Annotated in this window: 19 protein-coding genes and 1 pseudogene; 11 read left to right on the top strand and 9 right to left on the bottom strand. The window is 71.6% G+C overall.

Annotation, left to right across the window (positions count from 1 at the left end; translation table 11 throughout):
* Window positions 1-170: 170 nt before the first annotated feature.
* From ACIO6U_RS06330 to ACIO6U_RS06320, 3 genes are all read left to right on the top strand, one after another.
* Complete coding sequence (locus ACIO6U_RS06330; RefSeq protein WP_401717112.1) at window positions 171-1304, top strand: 5-(carboxyamino)imidazole ribonucleotide synthase; 1134 nt, start codon at window positions 171-173, stop codon at window positions 1302-1304.
* Window positions 1297-1836 carry a 5-(carboxyamino)imidazole ribonucleotide mutase gene (gene purE, locus ACIO6U_RS06325; protein WP_401716054.1) on the top strand — a complete coding sequence of 180 codons (540 nt, stop codon included), beginning with the start codon at window positions 1297-1299 and terminating at the stop codon, window positions 1834-1836. The genes ACIO6U_RS06330 and purE overlap by 8 nt, the downstream gene beginning before the upstream one ends.
* Window positions 1837-1939: 103 nt before the next feature.
* Window positions 1940-3133, top strand: coding sequence for a dipeptidase (locus tag ACIO6U_RS06320; RefSeq protein ID WP_401716051.1), 1194 nt, complete (start codon window positions 1940-1942; stop codon window positions 3131-3133).
* 24 nt (window positions 3134-3157) lie between these two features.
* On the opposite strand, the gene ACIO6U_RS06315 is transcribed toward ACIO6U_RS06320, so the two are convergent.
* Window positions 3158-4084 carry a lysylphosphatidylglycerol synthase domain-containing protein gene (locus tag ACIO6U_RS06315; RefSeq protein WP_355347019.1) on the bottom strand — a complete coding sequence of 309 codons (927 nt, stop codon included), beginning with the start codon at window positions 4082-4084 and terminating at the stop codon, window positions 3158-3160.
* A gap of 356 nt (window positions 4085-4440) precedes the next feature.
* On the bottom strand, window positions 4441-4809 hold the full coding sequence (locus ACIO6U_RS06310; protein ID WP_355347022.1) for a VOC family protein: 369 nt from the start codon (window positions 4807-4809) through the stop codon (window positions 4441-4443).
* Window positions 4810-4955: 146 nt separating this feature from the next.
* Between ACIO6U_RS06310 and ACIO6U_RS06305 the strand changes: the two genes are divergently transcribed.
* A complete protein-coding gene (locus ACIO6U_RS06305; RefSeq protein ID WP_391051526.1) occupies window positions 4956-5510 on the top strand; it encodes a CGNR zinc finger domain-containing protein in 555 nt (184 codons plus the stop codon).
* A gap of 153 nt (window positions 5511-5663) precedes the next feature.
* Here the strand turns inward: ACIO6U_RS06305 and ACIO6U_RS06300 are convergent, their stop codons facing one another.
* Window positions 5664-7004 (bottom strand): UDP-glucose/GDP-mannose dehydrogenase family protein, encoded by a 1341-nt coding sequence (locus tag ACIO6U_RS06300; RefSeq protein ID WP_355350043.1) that lies wholly within the window; start codon window positions 7002-7004, stop codon window positions 5664-5666.
* Window positions 7005-7177: 173 nt separating this feature from the next.
* Between ACIO6U_RS06300 and ACIO6U_RS06295 the strand changes: the two genes are divergently transcribed.
* From ACIO6U_RS06295 to ACIO6U_RS06280, 4 genes are all read left to right on the top strand, one after another.
* On the top strand, window positions 7178-8434 hold the full coding sequence (locus ACIO6U_RS06295; RefSeq protein WP_401716046.1) for an LCP family protein: 1257 nt from the start codon (window positions 7178-7180) through the stop codon (window positions 8432-8434).
* A gap of 149 nt (window positions 8435-8583) precedes the next feature.
* Entirely contained in the window at window positions 8584-9756 is a 1173-nt protein-coding gene (locus ACIO6U_RS06290) for an acyl-CoA dehydrogenase family protein (RefSeq protein ID WP_401716042.1), read from the top strand.
* Window positions 9757-10051: 295 nt separating this feature from the next.
* The gene (locus ACIO6U_RS06285; RefSeq protein WP_391162248.1) at window positions 10052-10756 is read left to right on the top strand and encodes an LAETG motif-containing sortase-dependent surface protein; all 705 of its coding nucleotides are present in this window, start codon (window positions 10052-10054) and stop codon (window positions 10754-10756) included.
* Window positions 10757-10923: 167 nt separating this feature from the next.
* On the top strand, window positions 10924-11346 hold the full coding sequence (locus tag ACIO6U_RS06280) for a hypothetical protein (protein ID WP_355350031.1): 423 nt from the start codon (window positions 10924-10926) through the stop codon (window positions 11344-11346).
* A gap of 188 nt (window positions 11347-11534) precedes the next feature.
* On the opposite strand, the gene ACIO6U_RS06275 is transcribed toward ACIO6U_RS06280, so the two are convergent.
* Window positions 11535-12749 carry an LCP family protein gene (locus ACIO6U_RS06275; RefSeq protein WP_355350028.1) on the bottom strand — a complete coding sequence of 405 codons (1215 nt, stop codon included), beginning with the start codon at window positions 12747-12749 and terminating at the stop codon, window positions 11535-11537.
* 321 nt (window positions 12750-13070) lie between these two features.
* Between ACIO6U_RS06275 and ACIO6U_RS06270 the strand changes: the two genes are divergently transcribed.
* Complete coding sequence (locus ACIO6U_RS06270) at window positions 13071-13550, top strand: hotdog domain-containing protein (protein WP_391051690.1); 480 nt, start codon at window positions 13071-13073, stop codon at window positions 13548-13550.
* Window positions 13551-13766: 216 nt separating this feature from the next.
* On the opposite strand, the gene ACIO6U_RS06265 is transcribed toward ACIO6U_RS06270, so the two are convergent.
* The gene (locus ACIO6U_RS06265; protein ID WP_401716038.1) at window positions 13767-15305 is read right to left on the bottom strand and encodes an LCP family protein; all 1539 of its coding nucleotides are present in this window, start codon (window positions 15303-15305) and stop codon (window positions 13767-13769) included.
* 118 nt (window positions 15306-15423) lie between these two features.
* Here ACIO6U_RS06265 and ACIO6U_RS06260 point away from each other — a divergent pair.
* A pseudogene (locus ACIO6U_RS06260) lies at window positions 15424-16470 on the top strand (glycosyltransferase family 2 protein); the annotation flags it as partial.
* Window positions 16471-16701: 231 nt separating this feature from the next.
* Here ACIO6U_RS06260 and ACIO6U_RS06255 read toward each other — a convergent pair.
* From ACIO6U_RS06255 to ACIO6U_RS06240, 4 genes are all read right to left on the bottom strand, one after another.
* On the bottom strand, window positions 16702-18510 hold the full coding sequence (locus ACIO6U_RS06255; protein WP_355350019.1) for an LCP family protein: 1809 nt from the start codon (window positions 18508-18510) through the stop codon (window positions 16702-16704).
* Window positions 18511-18804: 294 nt separating this feature from the next.
* Window positions 18805-20637: an LCP family protein gene (locus ACIO6U_RS06250; RefSeq protein WP_401716034.1), complete on the bottom strand. Its 1833-nt coding sequence runs from the start codon at window positions 20635-20637 to the stop codon at window positions 18805-18807.
* A gap of 153 nt (window positions 20638-20790) precedes the next feature.
* Entirely contained in the window at window positions 20791-22305 is a 1515-nt protein-coding gene (locus ACIO6U_RS06245) for an LCP family protein (protein WP_401716031.1), read from the bottom strand.
* A 186-nt stretch (window positions 22306-22491) separates the two neighbouring features.
* Complete coding sequence (locus ACIO6U_RS06240) at window positions 22492-23283, bottom strand: TIGR03089 family protein (protein WP_391162243.1); 792 nt, start codon at window positions 23281-23283, stop codon at window positions 22492-22494.
* Between the two features lie 222 nt (window positions 23284-23505).
* Here ACIO6U_RS06240 and ACIO6U_RS06235 point away from each other — a divergent pair, with 222 nt between their 5' ends.
* Window positions 23506-24645: a sugar phosphate nucleotidyltransferase gene (locus tag ACIO6U_RS06235; protein WP_401716027.1), complete on the top strand. Its 1140-nt coding sequence runs from the start codon at window positions 23506-23508 to the stop codon at window positions 24643-24645.
* Window positions 24646-24686 lie beyond the last annotated feature (41 nt).

The following is a 24686-nucleotide window of genomic DNA, read 5'->3' as shown; positions in this document are numbered from 1 at the left end:
CCCCGTGTCTCCGTGTTGTCTCCACCACATGTTAACCGTGCCGTACGGAGCTACGTCGATCGGAGCCGGTCATTCGTGTCCCCGCGTGGCGGATACCCTGGTGGCACCCCCTAGGAGTACCAGCCCGCGCACCTCCGGCAGGAAAAAACGTGACATTCCCGGTAGTCGGCATGATCGGCGGCGGCCAGCTCGCCCGCATGACCCACGAGGCGGGCATCCCGCTCGGCGTCAGGTTCAGGATTCTCAGCGACACCCCTCAGGACTCGGCGGCCCAGGTGGTCGCCGACGTGACCGTGGGTGACTACCGGGACCTCGCGACCCTGCGGGCCTTCGCCCAGGGGTGCGACGTGCTGACCTTTGACCACGAGCACGTGCCGGCCGAGCACCTGCGCGCCCTGGAGGCGGACGGCGTCGTCGTACGCCCGGGGCCCGACGCGCTGGTGCACGCCCAGGACAAGGGCGTCATGCGCGCCCGCCTCGCCGAGATCGGCGTGCCCTGCCCGGTCAACCGCATCGTCACCGACCCCGCCGACGTCACCCGGTTCGCCGAGGAGCAGGCCGGGGGCTACCCCGTGGTCCTGAAGACCGTGCGCGGCGGCTACGACGGCAAGGGCGTGTGGATCGCCCGCTCCGAGGCCGACGCCGCCGAGCCCTTCCGCGCGGGCGTCCCGGTGCTCGCCGAGGAGAAGGTGGACTTCGTACGGGAGCTGGCCGCCAATGTCGTCAGGTCGCCGCACGGCCAGGCCGTCGCGTACCCGGTCGTGGAGTCCGTCCAGGTCGGCGGGGTGTGCGACACCGTGATCGCGCCCGCGCCCGGCCTGTCCGACGCCCTGTCCGCGCGGGCCCAGCAGCTCGCGCTGACCGTCGCGCGCGAGCTGGGCGTGGTCGGCCACCTCGCCGTGGAGCTGTTCGAGACCCGCGCGGCCGACGGCAGCTCCGCCATCCTGGTGAACGAGCTGGCGATGCGCCCGCACAACAGCGGCCACTGGACCATGGACGGCGCCGTCACCTCACAGTTCGCCAACCACCTGCGCGCCGTCCTCGACCTGCCGCTCGGCGACCCGCGCCCGCGCGCCCGCTGGACGGTCATGGCCAACGTGCTCGGCGGCGACTTCCCCGACATGTACGCGGCCTACCTGCACTGCATGGCCCGCGACCCGGGTCTGAAGATCCACATGTACGGCAAGGACGTGAAGCCCGGCCGTAAGGTCGGCCACGTCAACACCTACGGCGACGACCTGGCGGACGTGCGCGAGCGCGCCCGGCACGCGGCCGACTATCTGCGAGGAACGATCGATGAGTAACCCCGCCGCTTCCGCCGGGAGCCCGCTGGTCGGCGTCGTGATGGGCTCGGACTCCGACTGGGAGGTCATGGAGGCCGCCGCGCAGATCCTCGACGAGTTCGAGGTGCCCTACGAGGTCGACGTGGTCTCCGCGCACCGCATGCCGCGCGAGATGATCGCGTACGGCGAGCAGGCCGACGGCCGCGGCCTGAAGACCATCATTGCGGGCGCGGGCGGCGCCGCCCACCTGCCCGGCATGCTCGCCTCCGTCACCCCGCTGCCGGTCATCGGCGTGCCCGTGCCGCTGAAGTACCTCGACGGCATGGACTCGCTGCTGTCCATCGTCCAGATGCCCGCGGGCGTCCCGGTCGCCACCGTCTCGGTCGCGGGCGCCCGCAACGCCGGGCTGCTCGCCATCCGCATCCTCGCCGCCCACGACCCCGAACTCCTCACCCGGATGCGGGAGTTCCAGCAGTCGCTCAACGAGCAGGCGACGGAGAAGGGCAAGCGGCTGCGCGCGAAGGCGAAGGGCGCGGGCGGCTTCGGCTTCTGACCCGCAAGGCGCGTAAGCCCGTAGGCCCGTAGCCCCGCAAGGCGCGCCGCCCTCGGCTCCCGGCCGCCGACGCCAACACCCGCTCCCCACCCGGAGGTACGACGTGGACCACCTGACGCACGCCCGCGAACTGCTCGCCGCCCACCCCGTGGTGGACGGGCACAACGACCTGCCGTGGGCGCTGCGCGAACAGGTGGCGTACGACCTCGACCGGCTCGACATCGCCGCCGACCAGAGCGACCGGCTGCACACCGACATCCCGCGGCTGCGGGCGGGCGGCGTCGGCGCGCAGTTCTGGTCGGTGTACGTGTCGGTGGAGCTGACCGGCGGCGAGGCCGTCACCGCGACGCTCGAACAGATCGACGTCGTACGGCGGTTGGCCGACCGCTACCCGGCCGACCTGCGGCTCGCGCTGACCGCCGACGACATGGAGACCGCCCGTACCGAGGGCAGGATCGCCTCCCTGATGGGCGCCGAGGGCGGCCACTCCATCGACTGCTCGCTGGGGACGCTGCGCGGCCTGTACGACCTCGGCGTCCGCTACATGACGCTCACGCACAACGACAACACCCCGTGGGCGGACTCGGCGACCGACAAGCCCGTCGCGGGCGGTCTCACCGCCTTCGGCGAGGAGGTCGTGCGCGAGATGAACCGGCTCGGGATGCTGGTGGACCTCTCCCACGTCTCGCCCGACACCATGCGCGCCGCGCTGCGGGTCGCCGAGGCCCCGGTGCTCTTCTCGCACTCCTCGTCCCGCGCCGTCTGCGACCACGTGCGCAACATCCCCGACGACGTCCTGGCCGCGCTGCCCGCCAACGGCGGTGTCGCGATGGCGACCTTCGTGCCCAAGTTCATCCTGCCCGCCGCCATCGAGTGGACCGCGGCGGCCGACGAGAACATGCGCGCCCACGGCCTGCACCACCTCGACACCACCCCGGACGGCATGGCCGTGCAGCGCGCGTACGAGGCCGCCCACCCGCGCCCGGTCGCCACGGCGGCCACCGTCGCCGACCACCTCGACCACATGCGGGCCGTCGCGGGCGTCGACCACATCGGCATCGGCGGCGACTACGACGGCACGGCCTTCACCCCCGACGGCCTCGCCGACGTCTCCGGCTACCCGCACCTGATCGCCGAACTGCTCACCCGCGGCTGGTCCGACCCGGACATCGCCAAGCTGACCTGGCAGAACGCGGTACGGGTGCTGCGCGAGGCCGAGTCGGCCGCCGCGTCGATCCGCGCCCGGCGCGGCCCCTCGACGGCGACGATCGCGGCCCTGGACGGCCCGCGCGCCTGACCCCGTGGACGCGAAGGCGCCCGCTCAGAGCACCTTGCGCCGCACCAGCGCGCCCAGCGTCAGCGCGGCGGGCACCAGCGGCAGCCAGACCGTGACGATGCGGTAGCCGAGCACGGCGGAGGCGGCGGCGGTCGTCGAGGCGCCCGCCGCCACCAGGGCCAGGGCGAGCGCCGCGTCGACCGACCCGATCCCGCCGGGCGTCGGCACGGCTGCCGCCAGACACGTGGCGAGCAGATACGCGAGCGCGACGTGCGCGGCGGAGACCGGTATCCCCAGCGCGAGCGTGACCGCGGCGAGACCGGCGGCCTGGAGCGCGGGGAAGGCCAGCGAGCCGCCCCACAGCGCGAGCGCGCGGGACGGCCGGGTGTGCAGCGTGCGGGCGTCGGTGAGCGCCGCCGCCAGGAAGTCGCGGATCGTACGGCGCAGCGGCCGGAGCAGCGCCAGCGCGAGCGCCGCCGCGCCGAGCACGAGAACGGCCAGCAGCCCGAGGAGCAGCAGCGCGTTGCCGTCGGGCAGCAGGCCGCGCAGGTGCAGCGCGTGCGGGAAGAGCGCGAGCAGCACCAGCAGCAGCGTCACCCGGCCGACGGACTCCGCCAGCGAGTACAGCGCGAGGGCGGCCGACGAGCGGAGCAGCGGAAGCCCCTGGGTGCGCAGGAAGCGCAGATTGACCGCGCTCGCGCCGATCCCGGCGGGGGCGAGCTGTCCCGCGGCCGACGCGGCGAACTGCGTGGCCAACAGGCGGGCGGGCGGCAGCGGTTCGAGCACCGTGCCCTGCCGGGCCACGGCGTTGGCGACCCAGCCGAGGCCGGTCGCCGCGAGCGCGGCCAGCAGCCAGCCACGGTTGGCGGCCAGCAGGTCACGGCAGCCGGTCTCGATCAGCGACCAGTGCTGCGACACCCAGCCGCCGACGAGCAGCACGGGTATGAGCCCGGCGAGGGTGCGCCACGGCACCCGCGTACGCCGGCGGGCCGGTCGCCCGGCCGCTTCCCCGGCGTCCCCCTCGTCGCCGTCCCCCTCGTCGCCGTCCCCCTCTTCCCGCCCCTCGTCCCCCTGATGTATTCGTTCTCGCTGCTCCAGTGGTGCGGCTTCCCCCGGTGGTCGTCGCAGGGATGCCCGCAGCCGCAGTGGAGTTCGGAGCATGGCCACCGCTCTCGGTCGTCCCCGCCAGTCACGCGCCTACCGGATCGTAGTACCGCGAGCAGGATGCGACGGCCGGAATACGGCCGGGCGTCGGACGGCCGATGACCAGGGGGCGGAGCGGTGACCGCGCGGCGACGGCGGCGGGGCCGCCGGGGGACGGCGGCCGTTCAGCAGGCGCAGAGGCAGAACGGGTGCCCGGCGGGGTCCGCGTACACGCGCCAGTTGCGCGCGCCGTCCAGGTCGCCCTCCAGGAGCGTCGCGCCCAGCGCGAGCACCTGCTTCTCCGCGCTGTCCATCGCGGCGCGCTCCACGGCGATGTCGAGGTGGAACTGCTGGGGGCGCTCGGGGTCGGGCCAGCGGGGCGCCCGGTGGGCCGGGGCGAGCTGGAAGGACAGGCGCTGGCCGTCCTCGCGGTTGAGGTCGACCCAGTCGTCCTCCGACGCGTCGACCGTGCCGCCGACCAGCTCGGCGTAGAAGGCGGCCAGCGCGCGCGGGTCGGGACAGTCCAGGACGACCGCGCCCAAGGTGCCGATCATGACGGATTCCTCTCGTGTGGGCTGCCGTGCCACCGGCCGGTGCCGTGGTCGCAGGACAGCGGTGACCAGTACAGCGGTTACCAGTACAGCGGTCTCAGCCGGTAACGGTTACTTCATCATGGCGGAGTGGCGGTAACGTTTCAAGGGTGGAGCAGCCCGGAGAACGCAGTCCCGCGCCTGGACCGCTGCGGCTGGTCCAGGACCTGGTCAACACCGTCGACCTGGAGAGCGGCGACGACGCGCTGCGCACCCCGGCGGAGCTGGCCGCCTGGGCGGGGGAGCGCGGCATCGAGGGGCCCGGCTTCGGCCCCGGAGGGCTCGCCGACGTCCTGGTCCTGCGCGAGGCGCTGCGCGACGTCTGCCAGGCCCACGCGGGCGTCGACGTACCGCCCGCCACCCTGGAGGCGCTGGAACGCCTGCTGTCCCGCGCGCCGCTGCGTCTGACCGTCGATACCGAGGGCGCCGCCGCCGTACGCCCCGCCCCCGGCCTGACCGGACCCCCGGCCCTCACCGCCCGCGTCGCCGCCGCCGTCGTCTCGGCCGTCGCGGACGGCACCTGGCCCCGCCTCAAGGCGTGCGCGGCCGACACCTGCCGGTGGGTCTACTACGACCGCAGCCCCTCGGGCCGCAGCCGCTGGTGCACGATGGCGATCTGCGGCAGCCGCGCCAAGATGCGGGCGTACCGCAGCCGTACGCGCTGAGGCGCGTGCCGCCCGGCCGTTCCCTTCCGGTACGACGGGCCCGTACGGCGGCCCGTACGGCCGGTCATCCACGTGCACACGCACGAGGCACGTGCGCACGTACGAGGGCCCGTACGCGGTGGTGTCGCGTACGGGCCCCGCGGGTGTCGTCGGTTACGCGGAGGGGCGGCCCATCGCGCGGTAGGTCCAGCCGGCCTTGCGCCAGACCGCGGGGTCGAGCGCGTTGCGGCCGTCGAGGATGTGCCGCTCGCGGGCCACGTCGGCGAGGGCGGCGGTGTCCAGCTCGCGGAATTCCCGCCACTCGGTCAGGTGCAGTACGAGGTCGGCGCCGCGGACGGCGTCCAGCGGCGTGGGGGCGTAACGCAGGGTCGGGAAGAGCCGCTTGGCGTTCTCCATGCCCTTCGGGTCGTAGACCGTGACCTGGCCGCCCTGGAGGTGTATCTGGCCCGCCACATTGAGGGCGGGGGAGTCGCGGACGTCGTCGGAGTCCGGCTTGAAGGTGGCGCCCAGGACGGCGATCCGGCGGCCGAGCAGGCTCCCGCCGACCGCCTCGCGGGCCATCTCCACCATGCTGGTGCGGCGCCGCATATTGATGGAGTCGACCTCGCGCAGGAACGTCAGCGCCTGGTCGGCGCCCAGCTCACCGGCGCGCGCCATGAACGCGCGGATGTCCTTGGGCAGACAGCCGCCGCCGAAGCCGATCCCGGCCCTGAGGAATTTGTGGCCGATCCGGTCGTCGTGCCCGATCGCCTCGGCGAGCTTGGCGACATCGCCGCCCGCCGCCTCGCTGACCTCGGCCATGGCGTTGATGAAGGAGATCTTGGTGGCGAGGAAGGCGTTGGCCGCGGTCTTGACGAGTTCGGCCGTCGGGTAGTCCGTGACGATGAACGGCGTGCCTTCTGCGAGCGGTCCGGCGTAAACCTCCCGAAGGAGTGACTCGGCGCGCTCGCTGGTCACGCCGATCACGATCCGGTCCGGGTGCAGCGTGTCCTGCACCGCGAAGCCCTCGCGCAGGAACTCCGGGTTCCACGCCAGCTCCGCGTCCGCGCCCGCCGGGGCCGTCTCGCGCAGCCGCTCCGCCAGCCCGGCCGCGCTGCCCACCGGCACGGTGGACTTGCCGACCACCAGCGCGGGGCGCCGCAGATGCGGGGCCAGCGAGGAGAAGGCGTTCTCCACGTAGCTCATGTCGCAGGCGTACTCGCCGTGCTTCTGCGGGGTGTTCACGCAGACGAAGTGGACGTCGCCGAACTCGGCGACCTCCTCCCAGGAGGTGGTGAAGCGCAGCCGCCCGCTGGAGCCCTCGATCCCGGCCACATGTCTCGCGAGCAGTTCCTCCAGGCCCGGCTCGTACATGGGGACGCGCCCCTGCGACAGCATCTCGATCTTGCTCGGCACGATGTCGAGGCCGAGCACTTCGAAACCGAGCTCGGCCATCGCGGCGGCATGGGTGGCGCCGAGATAACCGGTGCCGATGACGGTGAGCTTCAGAGGCATGCGCAGAGCATAGTAGGGACCGCGCGGACCAAATAGTGGGTGGTCGGGGGGCCGGGGGTCCACAATGCGTGCAGATATCCAAGGGGTGGGTCGAGGGGTGGGGTGCAATCGTGGGTGACGCGAGCGGCAGAGGCGGCGGGACGGACGAGGGGACGGTCCCGACCGGAACGGACGTGACGACGCCGGATCAGCGGCGGGACCGGGGGCCGGACGAGGGGCGGTCGCCGGAACCGGAGGGGATACCGGGGCGGATACCGGGGCGGATATCGGCCGTCAAGCGCGAGCCGGGGTCAGAGCGGGGGTCCGAGCCGGAGCCGGAGCCGGGACTTGAGCCGGATGCGGAGGACGGCCTCGCGCCCGACGGTCCTGACGGCCCCGACAGCCCGGCGCGCACGACCCGGCGGCGCCGCCGTACCCGCCGCGTGCTGTACGCGGCCGTGATCCTGCTCTGCACCGGTGTGCTGCTGGTGGTCGGCACCGCCTACTGGGCCTTCCAGCACTACACCGGCCGCGTCGAGCGCATCCCGAACGCCTTCCCGACCGACGTACCGGCCGCCGCGCAGCCGCAGGCGTCCAAGAGCGGCAGCCAGACCTTCCTGCTGGTCGGCCTGGACGCCAGGTCCGACCTGCCGACCACCGGCAAGAACGCCAAGGCGCCGGAGTGGAAGCCGGGCGCCCAGCGCAGCGACACGATGATGCTCGTGCACCTGCCCGCCGACCACAAACACGCGTACGTCGTCTCGCTGCCGCGCGACTCCTGGGTGAGCATCCCCGGCCACGGCCAGGCGAAGCTGAACGCGGCCTTCTCCTGGGGCGGCCCGCCGCTGCTGATCGACACCGTGCAGCGGCTCACCAAGGTGAAGGTCGACCACCTCGCGGTGATCGACTGGAGCGGTTTCAAGAATCTGACCAACGCGGTCGGCGGCGTGGACATCACCGTCGACAAGACGGTCGACCGCCGCAACGGCCCCGGCGGGGTCTGGACGGCCGGCCCCCACCACATGAACGGCGACGACGCCCTCGACTACGTACGCGAGCGCTACGGCCTGCCGCGCGGCGACCTGGACCGTACGCACCGGCAGCAGAATTTCCTGCGGGCCGTGCTGTCCAAGATGCTCTCCGGCGGCACCTTCTCCAACCCGCTCAAGCTGAAGCGGACCCTGGACCAGGTGACGTCCGTGGTGAGCGTGGACGACAAGTTGTCCAACGGCGATCTGCGCGACCTGGTGTGGAACATGCGCGATGTGCGCTCCTCGGACATGGTGTTCATGAACGCGCCGATCTCCGGCTTCGACACCATCAAGAAGCAGTCCGTGGTGCTGCTGGACGCCAACGGCTCCTCCGAGCTGTGGCAGGCGCTCCGCAACGACACGATGAGCGACTACCTCGCGAACAACACCGTCGACCGGCTCGGCGACAAGGTGTCGTGAGGCGTTGCCGGGCGTCGGAGGGCGTCGGAGGGTGTCGTGAGGTGTTCCGCGGGTGTCATGAACGTCACGTAGGTGGCGCCGCGGGCGCGGGCCTAGGATCATTGGGTTACTTAACGGTAGTTAGCGCTGCACTCGGGGAGTGAGACACCTTGGCCGGATCCTCCGACTTCGACCTTTTCCGTACGTCCGAGGAGCACGACATGCTCCGGGACGCGGTCCGCTCCCTCGCGGAGGCGAAGATCGCGCCGTTCGCGGCCGAGGTGGACGAGCAGGGCCGCTTCCCGCAGGAGGCCCGTGACGCGCTGGAGGCCAACGACCTGCACGCGATCCACGTCCCCGAGGCGTACGACGGCCCGGGCGCGGACGCGCTGTCCACGGTCATCGTGATCGAGGAGGTGGCGCGGGTCTGCGCCTCCTCCTCCCTCATCCCCGCGGTCAACAAGCTCGGCTCGCTGCCCGTACAGCTCTCCGGCTCCGAGGAGCTGAAGACGAGGTACCTCGGCGCCCTGGCGCGCAAGGAGGGCATGTTCTCGTACGCGCTGTCCGAGCCCGAGGCCGGCTCGGACGCGGCGGGCATGAAGACCCGCGCGGTACGCGACGGCGACACCTTCGTCCTCAACGGCGTCAAGCGCTGGATCACCAACGCGGGCGTCTCCGAGTTCTACACGGTCATGGCCGTCACCGACCCCGACAAGCGCTCCAAGGGCATCTCCGCGTTCGTGGTCGAGAAGGGCGACGAGGGCGTCTCCTTCGGCGCCCCCGAGAAGAAGCTCGGCATCAAGGGCTCCCCGACCCGCGAGGTCTACTTCGACAACGTCCGCATCCCCGCCGACCGCATGATCGGCGCCGAGGGCACCGGCTTCGCCACCGCCATGAAGACCCTCGACCACACCCGCGTCACCATCGCCGCCCAGGCCATCGGCATCGCCCAGGGCGCCCTCGACTACGCCAAGGGCTACGTCAAGGAGCGCCAGCAGTTCGGCAAGGCCATCGCCGAATTCCAGGGCATCCAGTTCATGCTCGCCGACATGGCCATGAAGCTCGAAGCCGCCCGCCAGCTCACCTACGCCGCCGCCGCCAGGTCAGAACGCGTCTCGGCCGGCGGCAAAGAGGAAGACCTCACCTTCTTCGGCGCCGCCGCCAAGTGCTACGCCTCCGACGTCGCCATGGACATCACCACCGACGCCGTCCAACTCCTCGGCGGCTACGGCTACACCCGTGACTACCCCGTCGAGCGCATGATGCGCGACGCCAAAATCACCCAAATCTACGAGGGCACCAACCAGGTCCAGCGCATCGTGATGGCGCGAAACCTCCCCTAGGGCGGGGGGTGGTGATAGGCGGGTGACGGGGGTGAAGTGGGTGACGGGGGAGGGCGGTTCGGGGGGTTCAGTACAACGATCGGGGGAAGATCGCTATGTCCGACTATCCGGTGTAGTCCGGTGGTTCGGGCGGGGGGGATCGTCACCCGGCGCCGTTTAGCGGGCGGTTTGCGATCAATTGACAAGCGGACGCGGCGGCTTGTAGAGGTTTGAGGGCCACAGGTGGCGCGGGAGTTCGATCCCGCCCCTTGTGTGCCCTTTCCGCGCTTGTGATCCGATCCCGTGAAGGGAAGACGTGTCCATATCCCGCCGTACCGCAATCGCGGTGCGTACCATCGGCGTTGCCTCCGCCGCAGCCGCGCTCGCGCTGGGCGTTGCAGGCAACGCGTTCGCTTGCAACATCTCCGAGTTCTCCGCCCAAGCCTCGTGCGACAACGGCAAGGGCTCGATCGACGTCACCAACAAGGACTACTCCCACACGCTGGTGAACATCACCGTGTCGCAGGGGCAGACCGAGGTCGGTCACCAGGAGAACCTGACCGGGACGCGCCAGGGCGTCACCGTCAACTTCCCGGTCGACTGGTCGCCGTCCACGACGTACACGGTCACCGTCGTGAAGGCTTCCGGCCAGAAGGTCGGCACCACGGACGTGAAGACGCCGGAGACCGCGTGCAAGGTCGACACCCCGACCACGCCCGCGACCGACACGCCGACCACGCCGGCCACCGACACTCCGTCGGACACGCCGACCACGCCGGCGACCGAAACGCCGTCGACGGCCCCGTCCGACACCCCCACCGCGACGCCGAGCACCAGCGGCGCGGCGGCGGTTGACGACACCAACGCTCCCTCGCCCGCGGCCGGTGGCACCACCGACCTGGCCGAGACCGGCGGCGGCAGCAACACGGGCATGATCGCCGGTGTCGCCGGCGCGCTCGTGGTGGTCGGCGGCGGCGCCGTCTACGGCCTGCGTCGTCGTACGGCCGGTGCGCGTCACTAAGGTCACGATCCGGCCAACTACGCGTCGCTGAGGTCTCGTTCGTCACTGGCGTGTATCAATGCAAACCCTGCGCGTACCTGACAGGCAGCAGGCGATACGCTGCGACGCCGTCGTCATCCGACGGCGTCGCGGCAATCGTCCACACACCTGAAGCAGGGGGACCCTTTATGGCCATTCGCAAGTCCACGATGCAGGAGCAGGTGGCTCAGGCCATCGCGGAGATCAACCCGAGCGACCGTCCGATCGCCACGATCCACACGGTCACCGGACCGAGCCCGTGGCTGATCAACTCGCTCGGCCTGATCGCCCAGGCATTCGTGAAGTACTACTTCGTCACGGTCACCGAGCAGGCCGTGGTCTTCCACAAGGCGGGCCGCATGAGCTCCCGCCCGAAGGAGCTCGTCGCCGCGATACCGCGCGCCGAGGCCGCGGGCCTGGTGTCCGAGGTCAAGCGGAACGCCCTGTGGAGCTCGCTGAAGTTCCAGCTCCCCGGTGAGCCCAAGCCGACCCGGCTGAACGTGGCCCGTTACTGGCGCACCGAGCTCGACCAGTGGGTGCCCGCCGTGACCGGAGCCCCGGCCGCCGTCTGAGCCCGAGGCGTCCAGCCCGAGGCATCTGAGCCCGAGGTGTCAGACCCCGAGGTGTCAGACCTTCGAGGATCAGACCCCGAGGCAGCAGACTCCGTACCGTCACCAAAGGCCCCGGCCCCCGCAGCGACGATTCGCCGCGGGGGCCGGGGCCTTCGGTGTGTGCCGTCCCGTCGGCGCCCACCCGGCACCTACTTGGTGGCGGTCACCTTCTGGTCGTTCTTCAGCTCGTCGAAGAGCGTCTTCGCCTTCGTCATGTCCCACTTCACGGCGTCGCCGTCATTGGGCGTCATGTAGTTGGCGTTGCCGATCGGGACCGTGACGGAGTTGCCGTCGCCGCCCGTGACGCCCTTCATGGCCCAGAACATCGAGGCCAGGTTCATCAGGCTCATCTTCTTGTCGACGATGAGCGTGTCGAGCCCGGAGCCGATCACCGGGTAGAGCTTGAACGGGTTGAGGATCGTCGTCGGCGAGGCCGCCTGGTGGGCCAGCGTCGACAGGAACTTCTGCTGGTTGCGCATCCGGCCGAGGTCCTGGTCGGCCTCCTGGTGCCGCTGCCGGACGAAGGCCAGCGACTGCTTGCCGTTGAGCTTCTGGCAGCCCGCCGCGAAGTCGGCGCCCGACGCCTTGTCCTTCAGCGGCTTGTCCAGGCACATGTTGACACCGCCGAGCGCGTTCACCAGGTTCACGAACCCGGAGAAGCCGATCTCCGCGTAGTGGTCGATGTGCAGGCCGGTGTTGTACTCGATGGTGCGGGTCAGCAGCTCGGGGCCGCCGTCGGAGTACGCGCGGTTCAGCTTGTGCGTGGAGGCCGCGTACCGCTTGCCCGACTTCTGGCCGGTGAAGGCCGGGATCGTGACGTACGAGTCGCGCGGCAGGCTCATCATGGTGGTCCCGTTGCCGCCGGTGTGCAGGATCATCATGGAGTCGGTGCGCTGGCCGTCCGCGGCGCCGGTGTGCAGGTCCTTCTCGTCCTGCTTGGTCAGCCCCTCACGGCTGTCCGAACCGACGATCAGATAGTTGGTGCCCTTGCCCGTCGGCGGCCGGTCCTCGACCTTGCTCAGGTCGACCTCGCGGCGCACCTTGGAGTCGGCCCAGAAGTACGTGGAGACGGACACCACCAGCAGCGCCACGACCAGACCGAGCGCCGTGATGCCGATCTTCTTGCGGGTGCTCCAGCGGGGCCTGCGGGGGCCGGTGGCGGTCCCGCCGGGCGGGGGCGGGCCGAAGCCGCCTCCGCCCTGGCCGCCTCGGCCGGGGCCCGCGGGTCCCGCGGGGCCGGGACGTCGGACGGGCTGCGGCGGTACCCCGCCCGCCGCGGCGGCGGCCCGGCGCGGCGACAGTTCAGGGGGCAGCGGCGGCTCGGCGCCGCGGCGCTGCTCGGTGTCATCGCTCCAACCGTTCATGGTGGAAAGTGTGCCCGGCCTCGGGCGACGACCGGGAATCCACGGCGGTTCTGTAGCAGACCCGATGCATTCGGCCACCGGCCGCGACCGTTTCGCAACGGACATAAGGTTGCTGTCATGATCGATCGCCCCACCCCCGAGAGCCCGGCAGTCCCCGAGAGCCCAGCCGCCCCCGAAGCCCCGGCCACGCCTGAGGCCCTGGCGGCGCCTGAGGCCCTGGGGGCACCTGAGGCCCTGGCCACGTCCGATGTCCCCGCTCCCGACGGCGCGGCGCTCCCGGGCAAGCCGACCTCGGCGTCCCGCATCACGCTCTCGCACATCATGAGCGCGCACGACACCAATCTGCTGGGCACCGTCCACGGCGGCGTCGTCATGAAGCTGGTGGACGACGCGGCGGGCGCCGTCGCGGGACGGCACTCGGGCGGCCCCGCCGTCACCGGCGCGATGGACGAGATGATCTTCCTCGAACCGGTCAGGGTCGGTGACCTCCTCGCCGTGAAGGCCCAGGTCAACTGGACCGGCCGCACCTCCATGGAGGTCGGCGTCCGCGTCATGGCCGAGCGCTGGAACGAGTCGGGCGTCGCCAAGCAGGTCGCCAGCGCCTACCTCGTCTTCGTCGCGGTCGACGTCGAGGGCAAGCCCCGGCACGTACCGCCCGTCCTGCCCGAGACCGACCGCGACCGCCGCCGCTGGCAGGAGGCCCAGATCCGCCGCACCCACCGCCTGGCCCGCCGCCGCGCGATCGTGGAGCTGCGCCGCCGCCGCGCGGCCGAGGGCCTGGACGACCAGGGCGTGTCCTGAACGGTTCGGAAAGACGGCCGGGGGCCCCGGGGACGCACCCCGAGACCCCCGGCCGTCCGGCCCTCAGGCCGTTGAGCAGCCGATCCGGTCAGCAGCGGATCAGTTGAGCAGCCGGTCAGTTGAGCAACCGGTCCGATCAGCACCCCATCCGATCAGCGTCAGGTCCGGTCAGCGCCTCATCCGGTCAGCGCCCGGTCCGATCGGCACCTCATCCGGTCAGCACCCGACCTCGTCACCCGTCAGCGCGGAGTCCATCGTTCCCGACGCCCCGCCGTCGTCCGCCGTCACCGGCGTGACCGCCTTGTAGTCGGAGCCGAGGACCACCTTCATCGTCTTGCCCTGGCCGGGCACGGCCACCAGCTCGGAGCCGGGCAGCGCGGTGGCGAGGGACTGCGCGGAGCGGTCCCAACGGGGGTCGTAGCGGATCACGGTCCGCGCGCTGGGGTGCTCGGACGTCCCGGGGGTGCCGACGGTCGCGAAACCGGTGGCGGCCAGCGCCTTCTGCGCGGCGGCGGCCAGCCCGCTGGTGTCGGTGCCGTTCTGGACCGAGACCCTGATGGTCGCGGGGTCGACGTCCACCTTGACGCCCTTGTGCTTCCTGGCCGTCTTGTGGTGCACCGCCAGGGGCCGGTCCGCGCGGATCGCCGCCCACATCTTCCCGGCCTTGGCGGTGTCCCACTTCACGGTGGAGCCGACGCCCGGGACGGAGTAGTCCGTGTCGCTCAGCGGCACGGAGCCGAACTCCGACGAGCTGGCCGTGAGGCCCTTCATGCCCTCCGCGAGCGCGATCAGGTCACCCGCCTTGAGGTTCTGGTCGGCGCGCACCGACCCGAGCACGGTCGAGGCGACCCGGCTCAGCTCCAGCGGGTTGGCCAGCGTCCCGCCGCTGGTGATCTTGTGGATGACCTGGGCCACGAACCGCTGCTGCCGCTGCATCCGCCCCAGATCCGCCGCCGCGTCCAGATGCCGGGCGCGTACGTACTGGAGCGCCTGTCCGCCGTCCAGCTTCGTGGTGCCGACCGGCAGGTCGAGGCCGGTGTAGGAGTCCTTCAGCGGGCGCGTCGTGCAGACCGGGACGCCGCCGATGACGTCGACCGTCTTCATGAAGCTCGTGAAGTCGACCTCCAGGTAGTGGTCGATGTGCACACCGGTGATCTGCTCGACGGTACGGACGGTCAGCTTCGGGCCGCCGTCCGCGTACGCCTGGTTGATCTTCGCCGGGTGGGTGTCCGCCTGGACCTCGGCGGCGGGCGCGGCACCCGCCGTACCGGAGGCCGTGCCGGACGGCGTGGCCGAGGGTGCGGCGGACGGCGTGCCGGGCGGTGACGCGCTCGCCGGAGGGGACCCGGAGGACGACGCGTCCGCCGACGGCTGGTCCGGCAGGCGTACGTACGTATCGCGCGGGATGCTCACGATGCTCGCGTGCGAACGGTCCTCCGACAGGTGCACCAGCATGATCGTGTCGGTGCAGTGACAGGGCGCGCCGCCCAGGTGGTACGCCTTCCTCGTCGCCGGGTCCAGGCCGTCGCGGCCGTCCGTGCCGACCAGCAGGAAGTTGGTGCCCTTGGACCCGTCGGGACGCCCCTCCATCCCGCCGAAGGCGTCCACCCGGTCGATCGCGCCGCTGACCCCGTTCAGCACGGCGTGGCCCACCCCGCTCGCGGTGATGATCAGCAGGGCCAGGCCGCCGATGACCCGGGTGCTCCAGCGGATCGGCGGACGTCGGCGCGCGGGGGGCACTCGGGTGGGCGGCACAGGGAATCCCTCCGTGCGGTGACAGGGGCGTGCGGACCCGTTCAGGCTAGGGACAAATAGGACAGTAGGTCTTGACCCCACGCGCTGGGGTCCCCCATTAGCGGTAACGTTTGCCGCGATGAACGCCGCCGCTCCTGACCCCGCCACCCGTGCCGCCGCGCCGCAGAACCCCGCGCCCCCGGCAGTCTCCGTGATCATGCCGGTGCTCAACGAGGAGCGCCATCTGCGCGACTCGGTGCGGCACATCCTGGAGCAGGACTATCCGGGCGAGCTGGAGGTCGTCATCGCGCTGGGCCCGTCCACGGACGGTACGGACGCGATCGCCGCCGAGCTGACCGCCGCCGACCCGCGGGTCCACACGGTGCCCAACCCCACCGGCCGCACCCCCGCCGCGCTCAACGCGGCGATCAAGGCGTCCCGGCACCCGGTCGTCGTACGCGTCGACGGGCACGGCATGCTCTCGCCCGACTACATCGCCACCGCCGTCCGCCTCCTCGACGAGACGGGCGCGGCGAACGTCGGCGGCATCATGCACGCCGAGGGCGAGAACGACTGGGAGCGCGCGGTCGCCGCCGCCATGACGTCGAAGATCGGCGTCGGCAACGCGGCCTTCCACACCGGAGGCGCCGCCGCCCCCGCCGACACCGTCTACCTCGGCGTCTTCCGCCGCGAGGTGCTGGAGCGGCAGGACGGGTACAACGTGGAGTTCATCCGCGCCCAGGACTGGGAGCTGAACTACCGCATCCGCGAGGCCGGCCACCTCATCTGGTTCTCGCCCGAACTGCGCGTCTCCTACCGGCCGCGCCCCACCGTGCGCGCGCTCGCCAAGCAGTACAAGGACTACGGCCGCTGGCGGCGCGTCGTCACCCGCTACCACCGCGGCTCGGTCAACCTGCGCTACCTGGCCGCCCCCGTCGCCCTGTTCGCCAACGCGGCGGGCATCGTCGTCGGCGCGGCCGTCACCCCGTGGGCGCTGCTGGTGCCCGCCGCGTACGTGGCCGCCATCACCGTCGGCTCGCTCCCGGCGGGCCGCGGCCTGTCCTTCGGCGCCCGGCTGCGTATCCCGCTCGCCCTGGCCACCATGCACATGTGCTGGGGCTACGGCTTCCTCACCAGCCCGCGCTCGCTGGCCCGCCGGGTGATCGCCAGCCGCCGCCCCGCGGTGCGCGACGCGGAGTCGCGACAGCGGGGACAGCAGGACGGCCAGCAGGGACAGCAGGACGGGCAGGGCCAGCAGGACGGTCAGCAGGACGGGCAGGGCCAGCAGGACGGTCAGCAGGACGGGCAGGGCCAGCAGGACGGCCAGCAGACGGAGACGGCCCGCGCGGAGGCGTGAGCCGCTCCCCGCGCGGGCCGGTCGTACCGCCTGCCGGTCCCGCCCTCTCCCACCCGCGTGCTACCAGCGGTAGATCGGCAGCACCTCCATGCAGCCGGTCGTGTCCGCGCCGTTCACCGCCTCCGCCGTCGTCGGCACGGAACCGCTCTTCGGCAGCGTCTTGCTGAAGTCCGTACCGGTCTTCCAGTCCGCGCCGATGGTCAAGGTGATGGTGTCGACGTCCGCGGACGCCTTCACATTGCCCGCCGGGATCTTCAGCGCCTTGCCCACCGCCGTGGCGTCGGCCTTGCCCTGGTCACCGCTGCTCGTCGGATACGTCAGGGTGGTGCCGGGGCTCGGCTTGGTCTGCTGGCTCGCCTCCGCCTTGGTGAAGCCCGCGGTCTTGAGCGTGGTGGCGATACCGCCCGCGCGGTTCGGCGTGGCCACGCCGTCCGAGGTGCCCGCGGTGCCGTTGACCACGGAGACCGCGATGGTGTCGGAGGCCGCGGCGGCCGGGCCCTGCGGCGCGGTCGTGGCCGGTGTCGTGGCGGGCGCCCCGCTCGCCGGGGTCTTCGCCTTGCCGTTGCCGTCCATCGCCACGTCGTTGCGCAGCAGCGACCAGACCTGGGGCGCGTCCGCCGACGGGATGTAGTGCGCCAGCGGGGCCTTCGGGTCCGCGTCGTGCGGCATCGTCAGCATCGTGATGCGGTCCGACGGCACGGTCTTGAGCTGCATGCCCAGGTCGTACAGCTTCTTCGGGGTGCCGATCTCCTTGGAGACCTCGAACGCCTCCATCGCCGTGGTCGCGATCTTGTTGAGCTTGCCCGGGTCGGTGAAGAGGTTCTGGCTGCGCAACTGCCGGATCAGCGCGCTCATGTACATGTGCTGCGCCTTGGCCCGCGCGGCGTCACTGCCCCAGGCGTGCCGGGTCCGCAGCCACTTCAGCGCGGTCTCGCCGTAGATCTTCTGCTTGCCCGCCTTGAGGTGCAGGTGCGAGCCGCCGGGCTGGGCCGGGGTCGAGTGGTCGTCCACATTCTGCTTCACGCAGACCTCGACGCCGCCGACGACGTCGGCCATCTTCACCACACCGGAGAAGTCGATGGTCAGCCAGTGGTCGATGTAGACGCCGGTCAGATTCTGCACGGTGGCCAGGGTGCAGCCCGCGCCGCCGCGGCCGAGCGACGCGTTGATGATGTCGTTGACCGGCGCGAACTTCTCGTGCGTCTTGGGGTCGGTGCACGCCGGGATGTTGACGCGGGTGTCGCGCGGGATGCTGACCACGGACATGTTGCTGCGGTCCGCGGACAGGTGCGCGATCATGATCACGTCGGCGCGGGCGGCGTCGCCCACGGTGTTCTTGGCACCGCCGAGCTTCAGATCCTCGGGGTCGTTGCGGCTGTCGGAGCCCAGGATGAGGATGTTCATCGCCGTCTTGCCGGCGGCGTTGGCCTTCGTCTTCGCCACGGTCGAGCTGCCGCTGACGCGCTCGCCCTTGCGGATCTTGCCCGCCAGGTACTCGTAGTAGCCGTAGGCCGCGCCCGCCGAGCCGAGCACCGCGACCGCGGCGCCGATGGACACCCACTTCAGGACCCTGCGCTTACGGCTCTTCGTGCGCCGCCGTGAGCCGCCGCGCCGGTGACCGCCACCGCCCGCCGCGCCGCGCTGGCCCGGTATTCGCTCGGGTGGCTCCTGCCCGCCGTCGGAAGAGGCGGGGTCGGCGTCCGGTCCCGCCCCGGAGCCCGCGCCGTCGTCGCCGCCGGAGTCCGTACCTGATGGCGCGCCGGGCGCGTAGGCGCGGGCGTCGTCCCGGTACAGGCTCTCGTCCCATCCCCGGTGGTCCGGGTTGGGTGCCGTACCGAAGCCGTTCCCTCCCACTGTCCCGTCGCGCATCCCGAACCTCCCTGTGGCGCGCATCGTCATCACGGTGACCGGCCGCGCGCCTTCGCGCGGGGTGTACGGACGGTGCACGCCGACGCGCCGCCCTACCCGGGTCATACTGGGTCGCCCCACTGTCAGACGGCTGTGAGCGGCGAGGAGTTGCACCCGGAGATCGTCAATTAGCGGACGCCGGGACTCCGGCGCCCGCCCGGATCACATCAGAGGGTGACGGAGGTCACGGCGTTCGCCGCGTTCACCGGATTGACCGTATTCACCGCGTTCATCGCGTGCGCGACATCCGCGACGTCACTTCACGCACGCCGTGTCGGCGGCCTCGGTCTTCGGGAGGTCCGAGGGAGCCGCGGTGGGCGGGCCGATCGGGGTGCCGGGCGCCGTGAAGTCCTTGCCGAGGGTCAGCTTCATGTACGCGAGCGGCGCCGCGTCCGTCGCGCCCTGCTTCAGCGCGGAGGCGGGCAGCCCCATCATCGCGGCCAGCGAACGCGCCTGGTCGGCCTGGTTCGGCGCGTACTCCAGGACGGTCCTGGCGGTGGCGGGCGCGTTGCCGCCGTTCGCCGAGCGGTTGACGCCCTGGGTGTTCTGGAGCCAGTTGACGGTGCTCTGCGCCGCGCCGAAGGTCCCGCTGCCGTTGAGCACGTTGACGCGGGTGTCGTGCGGGGTCGCCTTCGGCCCGGTCAGCCGGGGGTCGGGCGTGGCGGACGGCTTCTTCACCGCGGTCAGCGACACGTCGTTCTTGATCAGCGCGAAGAGCTGCGGGGCCTTGACCGGGTCGACGACGACGGTGGCGTGCACCTTCTCGTTCGGGTTGTCGAGCACCGGCAGGGTGGTGAAGCTGATGTGCTTCTCGTCCACCTCGCTGAGGTCCTTGGCCAGGCTGGTGAGCTTGCTCACGCTGCCGATCGCGCTGTCCACGGTGAGCGCCTTGGTGGCCGCGTCCGCCAGCGTGAACAGCTTCTTCGGGTTGGTCAGCGTGCCGCTCGACTTGATCTTCCGGATCATCGCGCTCAGGAAGTTCTGCTGGAGCTTGATCCGGTCCAGGTCGCTCTGGTTCTTGAGCGCGTGCCGGGTCCGTACGAACTCCAGCGCCGTCTCGCCCTGGATGTTGTGCGGTCCCGCGCTCAGGTTCAGATGGGACTTCGGGTCGACCAGCGGCCGGGTGAGGCAGACGTCGACACCGCCGACGGCCGTCGACAGGGCCTTCACCGCCTCGAAGTTGACCATCATGAAGTGGTCGATCGGCAGCCCCGTCATCGCCGTCACCGCGCGCATGGTGCAGCCGGGGTCGCGGCCGTCCACGCCCAGGCTCTCGTTGAACTTGGGCGTGGTGAGCTGCGCGGGCGTGCCCGGAACCGTTTTGGTGCTGCCGTCCTTCTGCTTCGTCGGGCAGTCGGGGATGGAGGTGACGATGTCGCGGGGGATGCTCATCGCGGTCGCGTTGCTGCGGTCGGCCGACACATGGAAGAGGATCGTGGTGTCCGCGTGGCCGACGCTGCCCGCGTCGCCGTACTTCTTGCCGAGGCCGACCCGGCTGTCCGTGCCGATCACCAGGACGTTCATCGGACCGGTGTGCGTGACGTCCTTGCTGCCCGCGTTGCCGACGTCCACCGTCGTGATGTTGTTGTTGAAGTGCTGGTAGACGAGGTAGCCGCCGACGCCGACCGCCACCAGCACGAAGCTCACCGTGCCCGCGGTCCACAACAGGACCTTCTTCTTACGGGACTTCTTGGTCCTCGCCTTGCGACGGCTGGTCGGCGTGGACACGTCGGCCGAGCCGCCCCCCAGCCGCGCCGAGCCGGTGGTGGAGGTCGTGGCACCGGTCCTGGCCGCGAGGCGGGCCGCGCGCCGGCCGCCGGGGGGCGGGGCGGGGCTGTCCGTCGGGCCGGTCCCGGCCCCGGCCCCGGCCCCGGCCGCGTCGTCGTCTCCTGCGGTGGGAGCGGAGTCGCGCCCTTGGCCGCGCCCGGCGTCCCGCGGTGCGGGGGAGGCGTCGCGGTGACCGCTCTGCCCCGGCACGGTGGGCCTCGGCGCCGCGTCCGGCTCCAGCCGCAACTGGTACGTACCGGTCGCCGGGTCCAGGACCCACTGGTCCGCCGGGTCGATGTTCCTACGGCCTTGCGTGTCCACGGTCGCTCGGGTCCTCCATCCGGGATCGGCCGGATCGCTCACACTAGCCCCACAGTTCAGCGCCGATGCGCGCCCGTGACAAATCGAGCGCCCCTACAACCGGACAAAGCTGCCGATCCCGCCTGCCGACCAGGTGGACTCTTTAGCGGGATTTCACCCGCTCTTGCCACAGATGTCGCGGTCCGCGGTCGTCCCGCGGTACGTGGGGCCCGTGGGGGTGGTCGTGGGCGTGGCCGTAGAGGTCGAGCCCGCGGACGGGGTGCCGGGCGTACGCGTACCGCCTCCGCTGTCACCGCCGCCGTCTCCGCTGTCCGGCGCCTTGTCCGACACGTTCACCGGCCGGTCGTCGCGCAGCGTCTTGAAGAGGGTGTCGGCGGCGGGCTGGACGAGCTGGTCGCGGTTGATGTCGTTGACGTACTGCTCGCGCGGCACGGTCAGGAAGTGCACGTTCCCGGTCGGTATCTGCTGGAGGCTGTGCGCGAGGGTGTACAGCTCGCTCAGCGAGTCCAGGCCGGGGTCGGCGGTCAGCGACGAGGTGGCGGCCGACAGCAGCGGGTAGAGCTTGGTCGGGTTGAGCAGCACGCCGTTGCTGCTCACCTTCTTCAACAGCGAGGCGAGGAACGCCTGTTGGCGGTCCATCCGCATGGTGTCGCTGCCGTCGCCGATGCCGTGCCGGGCGCGTACGTATCCCAGCGCCTGCTCACCGTTGAGCGTCTGCCGTCCCGCGGGCAGGTCGAGGTGCGCGTACGTGTCGTGCACCGGCTCGGCCAGGCACACATCGACACCGTTCACCGCCCCGACCATCTTCTTGAAGCCGTTGAAGTCCACGATCAGGTGATGGTCGACGCGGATGCCGGTCATCTTCTCGACCGTACGGATGGTGCAGGCCGCGCCGCCCGACTCGAACGCCCAGTTGAACTGCTCGAAGCGCTCGTGGTCCTCCTTGCCGCTCGGCAGGGTGCAACGCGGCACGTGCGTCATCAGGTCACGCGGGAGGCTGACGGCGGTGGCGCTCTTCCGGTCGGCGGATATGTGCAGCAGGATCGTGGTGTCCGAGCGCTGAGTGCCGCTGTCCTGGCCGTACTTGCTGTTGCCGTTCCCGCGGTTGTCCGAACCGATCAGCAGGATGTTCTGGGCCTCCGTCGGGCCCTGCGTGGGGCGCTCGGAGGCGTGCACCTTCAGGTCGTTCTCGGTCGCGGTGTCGGTCGTGATGTTGCCGTTGAGCCGCTGGTAGAGGTACCAGCCGGTGCCCGCGCAGGCCAGTACGAGTACGGCGGTGCACAGGGCGACGACCTTCAGCCAGCGCCAGTTCTTGGGGGTGGCGGGCTCCTCCGCCGGGGCGGCGGCGGGGCCTTCGACCGGCGGCGTATCCGTCTCCGTATCGGCGGCCGGCTCCGCGGCCTTTTCCGTAGCGGCGTCCGGTTCCGTCCCCGCGTCCGCGCCCGCTTCGGCCTCGGCTTCGGTCTCGGCCTCTGGTTCTGCCTCGGCCTCGGCTTCGGCTTCGGTCTCCGCCTCTGCCTCTGCCTCTGCCTCTGGTTCTGCTTCCGCTTCGGTCGTCGGCTCGGCGGGCTCGTCCGACCGCGCCTTCTGTGTGCCGGACGCGTCGTCGGAGCCGTCGGAGGCGGGGGGAACGGAGTCACCCTGCGGAGGCTCTGCTGGCGTGGTCACGTCGGGGCCCGTCTCTCGGAAGTCGCCGGTTACCGGGGACAGGCTTGCGATTACCCGCCCGGCATTCGTTCAGACAGCCGAATACGGTGGTTGGTTGCCTGGGTACCCGAAATCCACAGACAGCTGTTGACGAGCTGTGACGGAAGTGACGACAGAGGCGTCCGGCGAGGCCGGGGCGCGTGACCGCTACAGAGATACGGTGACGCGCTCGGCGTCCTTCCGCTTGGCCAACTGCTCCTCGGGCAGCCGGTCGAGGTGGCGGCAGAGCACCACGGAGGCGTCGGCGGCGAGCGGCGCGAGCAGCCCGGCCGCGAGCCCGTCCCACGTGTCGAAGGACAGCGGCGACAGCAGCCGTCCGCCGCGGCCGAGCCCGAGCGCCGCGGCCGACGCGCGCGCCTTGGCGACGACCTCGGACGCGGTCAGCACACCCCCGCCGTCCGGCAGTACGAGCGCGGGCGCGTCCGGGCCGACCGGCGCGTAGGGCGCGAAACGGTCGCCCTGGCTCGGCACCTCCACCGCGTAGTCGACGAAGCCCGCGGGCGGCTGCGGGAAGCGTCCGCCCAGCGGCCGGAGCGCGAGCGCGACCCGCTCGCCGCCGCAGGCCCGCGCCGCGTCCAGGGTGTCCGGGCCGCTGACCACCAGGTCGGCACCGGCCGGATCGCCGCCGGGCGCCACGACGACGCCCGCCGAGAAACCGGCCAGCACCCACACGGCCGTCTGCCAGTGCGCGGGCAGCAGCAGCGCCAGCCGGTCGCCGGGCTGCGCGCCCAACTCGTCCTGGAGCAGATTCGCGGTCTTCGCCACCCAGTTCCCGAAGGTCGCCACCGACAACTCGACGCGTTCACCCGTCGCGTCGTCGTAGAAGGTGACCAGCGGGCGGCCCGGATCACCGCGCAGCGCGGCGTCGAGCAGCCCGGCGGGAGTCGCGGGGCCCTGGGGAGTGCGGGGCGTGTCGGGCGTGTTGGCGGTCGGCGTCACGCGTGTCAGGCTACCCCCAGCGATCACCACGGCCTGTGCCCGTACGGGTGCGGGGGCCGGTTCCCCGTGCGGCCGTCTCGCGTGGCGTCCCCGCCCGACTCGGCTCGTCCGACTCGGCCCGTCCGACTCGGCTCGTCCGTACGGGTGTCAGTGTGGCGGCGCGGCCGACTGTCCGTCAGTTCGTGAATACTCATCTTTACGGCTTATGTCACTATGCTTGCCATGCGAGCACACCCCGCCTCCGCCGTCAGCGCGGAGCGCCCCGTGGAGAGCCCTGCGGCAACCGAAGCGATCCTCCTGGTCGGGGGCAAGGGCACCCGGCTCAGGCCGCTGACCGTGCACACCCCGAAGCCGATGGTCCCGGCGGCCGGAGTCCCGTTCCTCACCCACCAGCTCGCGCGCGCCAGGGCCGCCGGGGTCGAGCACGTGGTGCTCGCCACCTCCTACCTCGCCGAGGTCTTCGAACCGCACTTCGGCGACGGCTCGGCGCTCGGCCTGCACCTCGAATACGTCACCGAGACCGAGCCGCTGGGCACCGGCGGAGCCATCCGCAACGTCGCCCACCGGCTGCGCTCCGCGCCCGGCGACCCCGTCCTGGTCCTCAACGGCGACATCCTCACCGGCCTCGACATCCCCGCCCTCGTCGGCACCCACCGCGCCACCGGCGCCGACATCTCGCTGCACCTGACCAAGGTCGCCGACCCGCGCGCCTTCGGCCTCGTCCCCACCGACGCGGACGGCCGCGTCACGGCCTTCCTGGAGAAGCCGCAGACGCCGGAGGAGATCGTCACCGACCAGATCAACGCGGGGTGTTACGTCTTCACCCGCTCGGTCATCGACACCATTCCGGCCGGGCGGCCGGTCTCCGTCGAACGCGAGACCTTCCCCGACCTGCTCGCCGCCGGCGCCCACCTCCAGGGCATGGTCGACTCCACCTACTGGCTCGACCTCGGCACCCCGCAGGCGTTCGTCCGCGGCTCCGCCGACCTCGTACTCGGCCACGCGCCGTCCCCCGCCGTCGCGGGCCTCGGCGGCGACCACCTCGTCCTGACCGGCGCCCATGTCGCCGCCGACGCCAAGCTCTCCGGCGGCACCTGTGTCTCCACGGGCGCCGTCATCGGGGCCGGCGCCCGCGTCGACGGCAGCACCGTGCTGTCCGGCGCCACCGTCGAGCCCGGCGCCGTCGTCCGCGACTCGCTCGTCGGTATCGGCGCCGTCATCGGCGCCCGCACCGTCCTCGACGGCGCCGTCGTGGGCGACGGCGCGCACATCGGCCCCGACAACGAACTGCGCGACGGCGTACGGATCTGGTGCGGAGCCCGGATTCCGGCGGGCGCGGTGCGGTTCTCGTCGGACCAGTAGGGCGGGGGGCTCAGCTTTACGGGGGCGGGGCGGCGGGCGCG

Source organism: Streptomyces sp. NPDC087422 (assembly GCF_044744145.1).
In the GTDB taxonomy this organism is placed as follows: domain Bacteria; phylum Actinomycetota; class Actinomycetes; order Streptomycetales; family Streptomycetaceae; genus Actinacidiphila.
Note: the sequence above shows the minus strand (reverse complement) of the source record. Positions and strands in the feature narration are given on the sequence as shown.

Excerpts from the sequence above, each read along its gene's own strand:
- ACIO6U_RS06310 (WP_355347022.1), bottom strand. The coding sequence starts at position 4,809 with ATGATCGGCACCTTGGGCGCGGTCGTCCTGGACTGTCCCGACCCGCGC.
- ACIO6U_RS06280 (WP_355350031.1), top strand. The coding sequence starts at position 10,924 with ATGGCCATTCGCAAGTCCACGATGCAGGAGCAGGTGGCTCAGGCCATC.
- ACIO6U_RS06235 (WP_401716027.1), top strand. The coding sequence starts at position 23,506 with ATGCGAGCACACCCCGCCTCCGCCGTCAGCGCGGAGCGCCCCGTGGAG.
- ACIO6U_RS06300 (WP_355350043.1), bottom strand. The coding sequence starts at position 7,004 with ATGCCTCTGAAGCTCACCGTCATCGGCACCGGTTATCTCGGCGCCACC.
- ACIO6U_RS06275 (WP_355350028.1), bottom strand. The coding sequence starts at position 12,749 with ATGAACGGTTGGAGCGATGACACCGAGCAGCGCCGCGGCGCCGAGCCG.
- ACIO6U_RS06270 (WP_391051690.1), top strand. The coding sequence starts at position 13,071 with ATGAGCGCGCACGACACCAATCTGCTGGGCACCGTCCACGGCGGCGTC.
- ACIO6U_RS06255 (WP_355350019.1), bottom strand. The coding sequence starts at position 18,510 with ATGCGCGACGGGACAGTGGGAGGGAACGGCTTCGGTACGGCACCCAAC.
- ACIO6U_RS06330 (WP_401717112.1), top strand. The coding sequence starts at position 171 with ATGATCGGCGGCGGCCAGCTCGCCCGCATGACCCACGAGGCGGGCATC.
- purE (WP_401716054.1), top strand. The coding sequence starts at position 1,297 with ATGAGTAACCCCGCCGCTTCCGCCGGGAGCCCGCTGGTCGGCGTCGTG.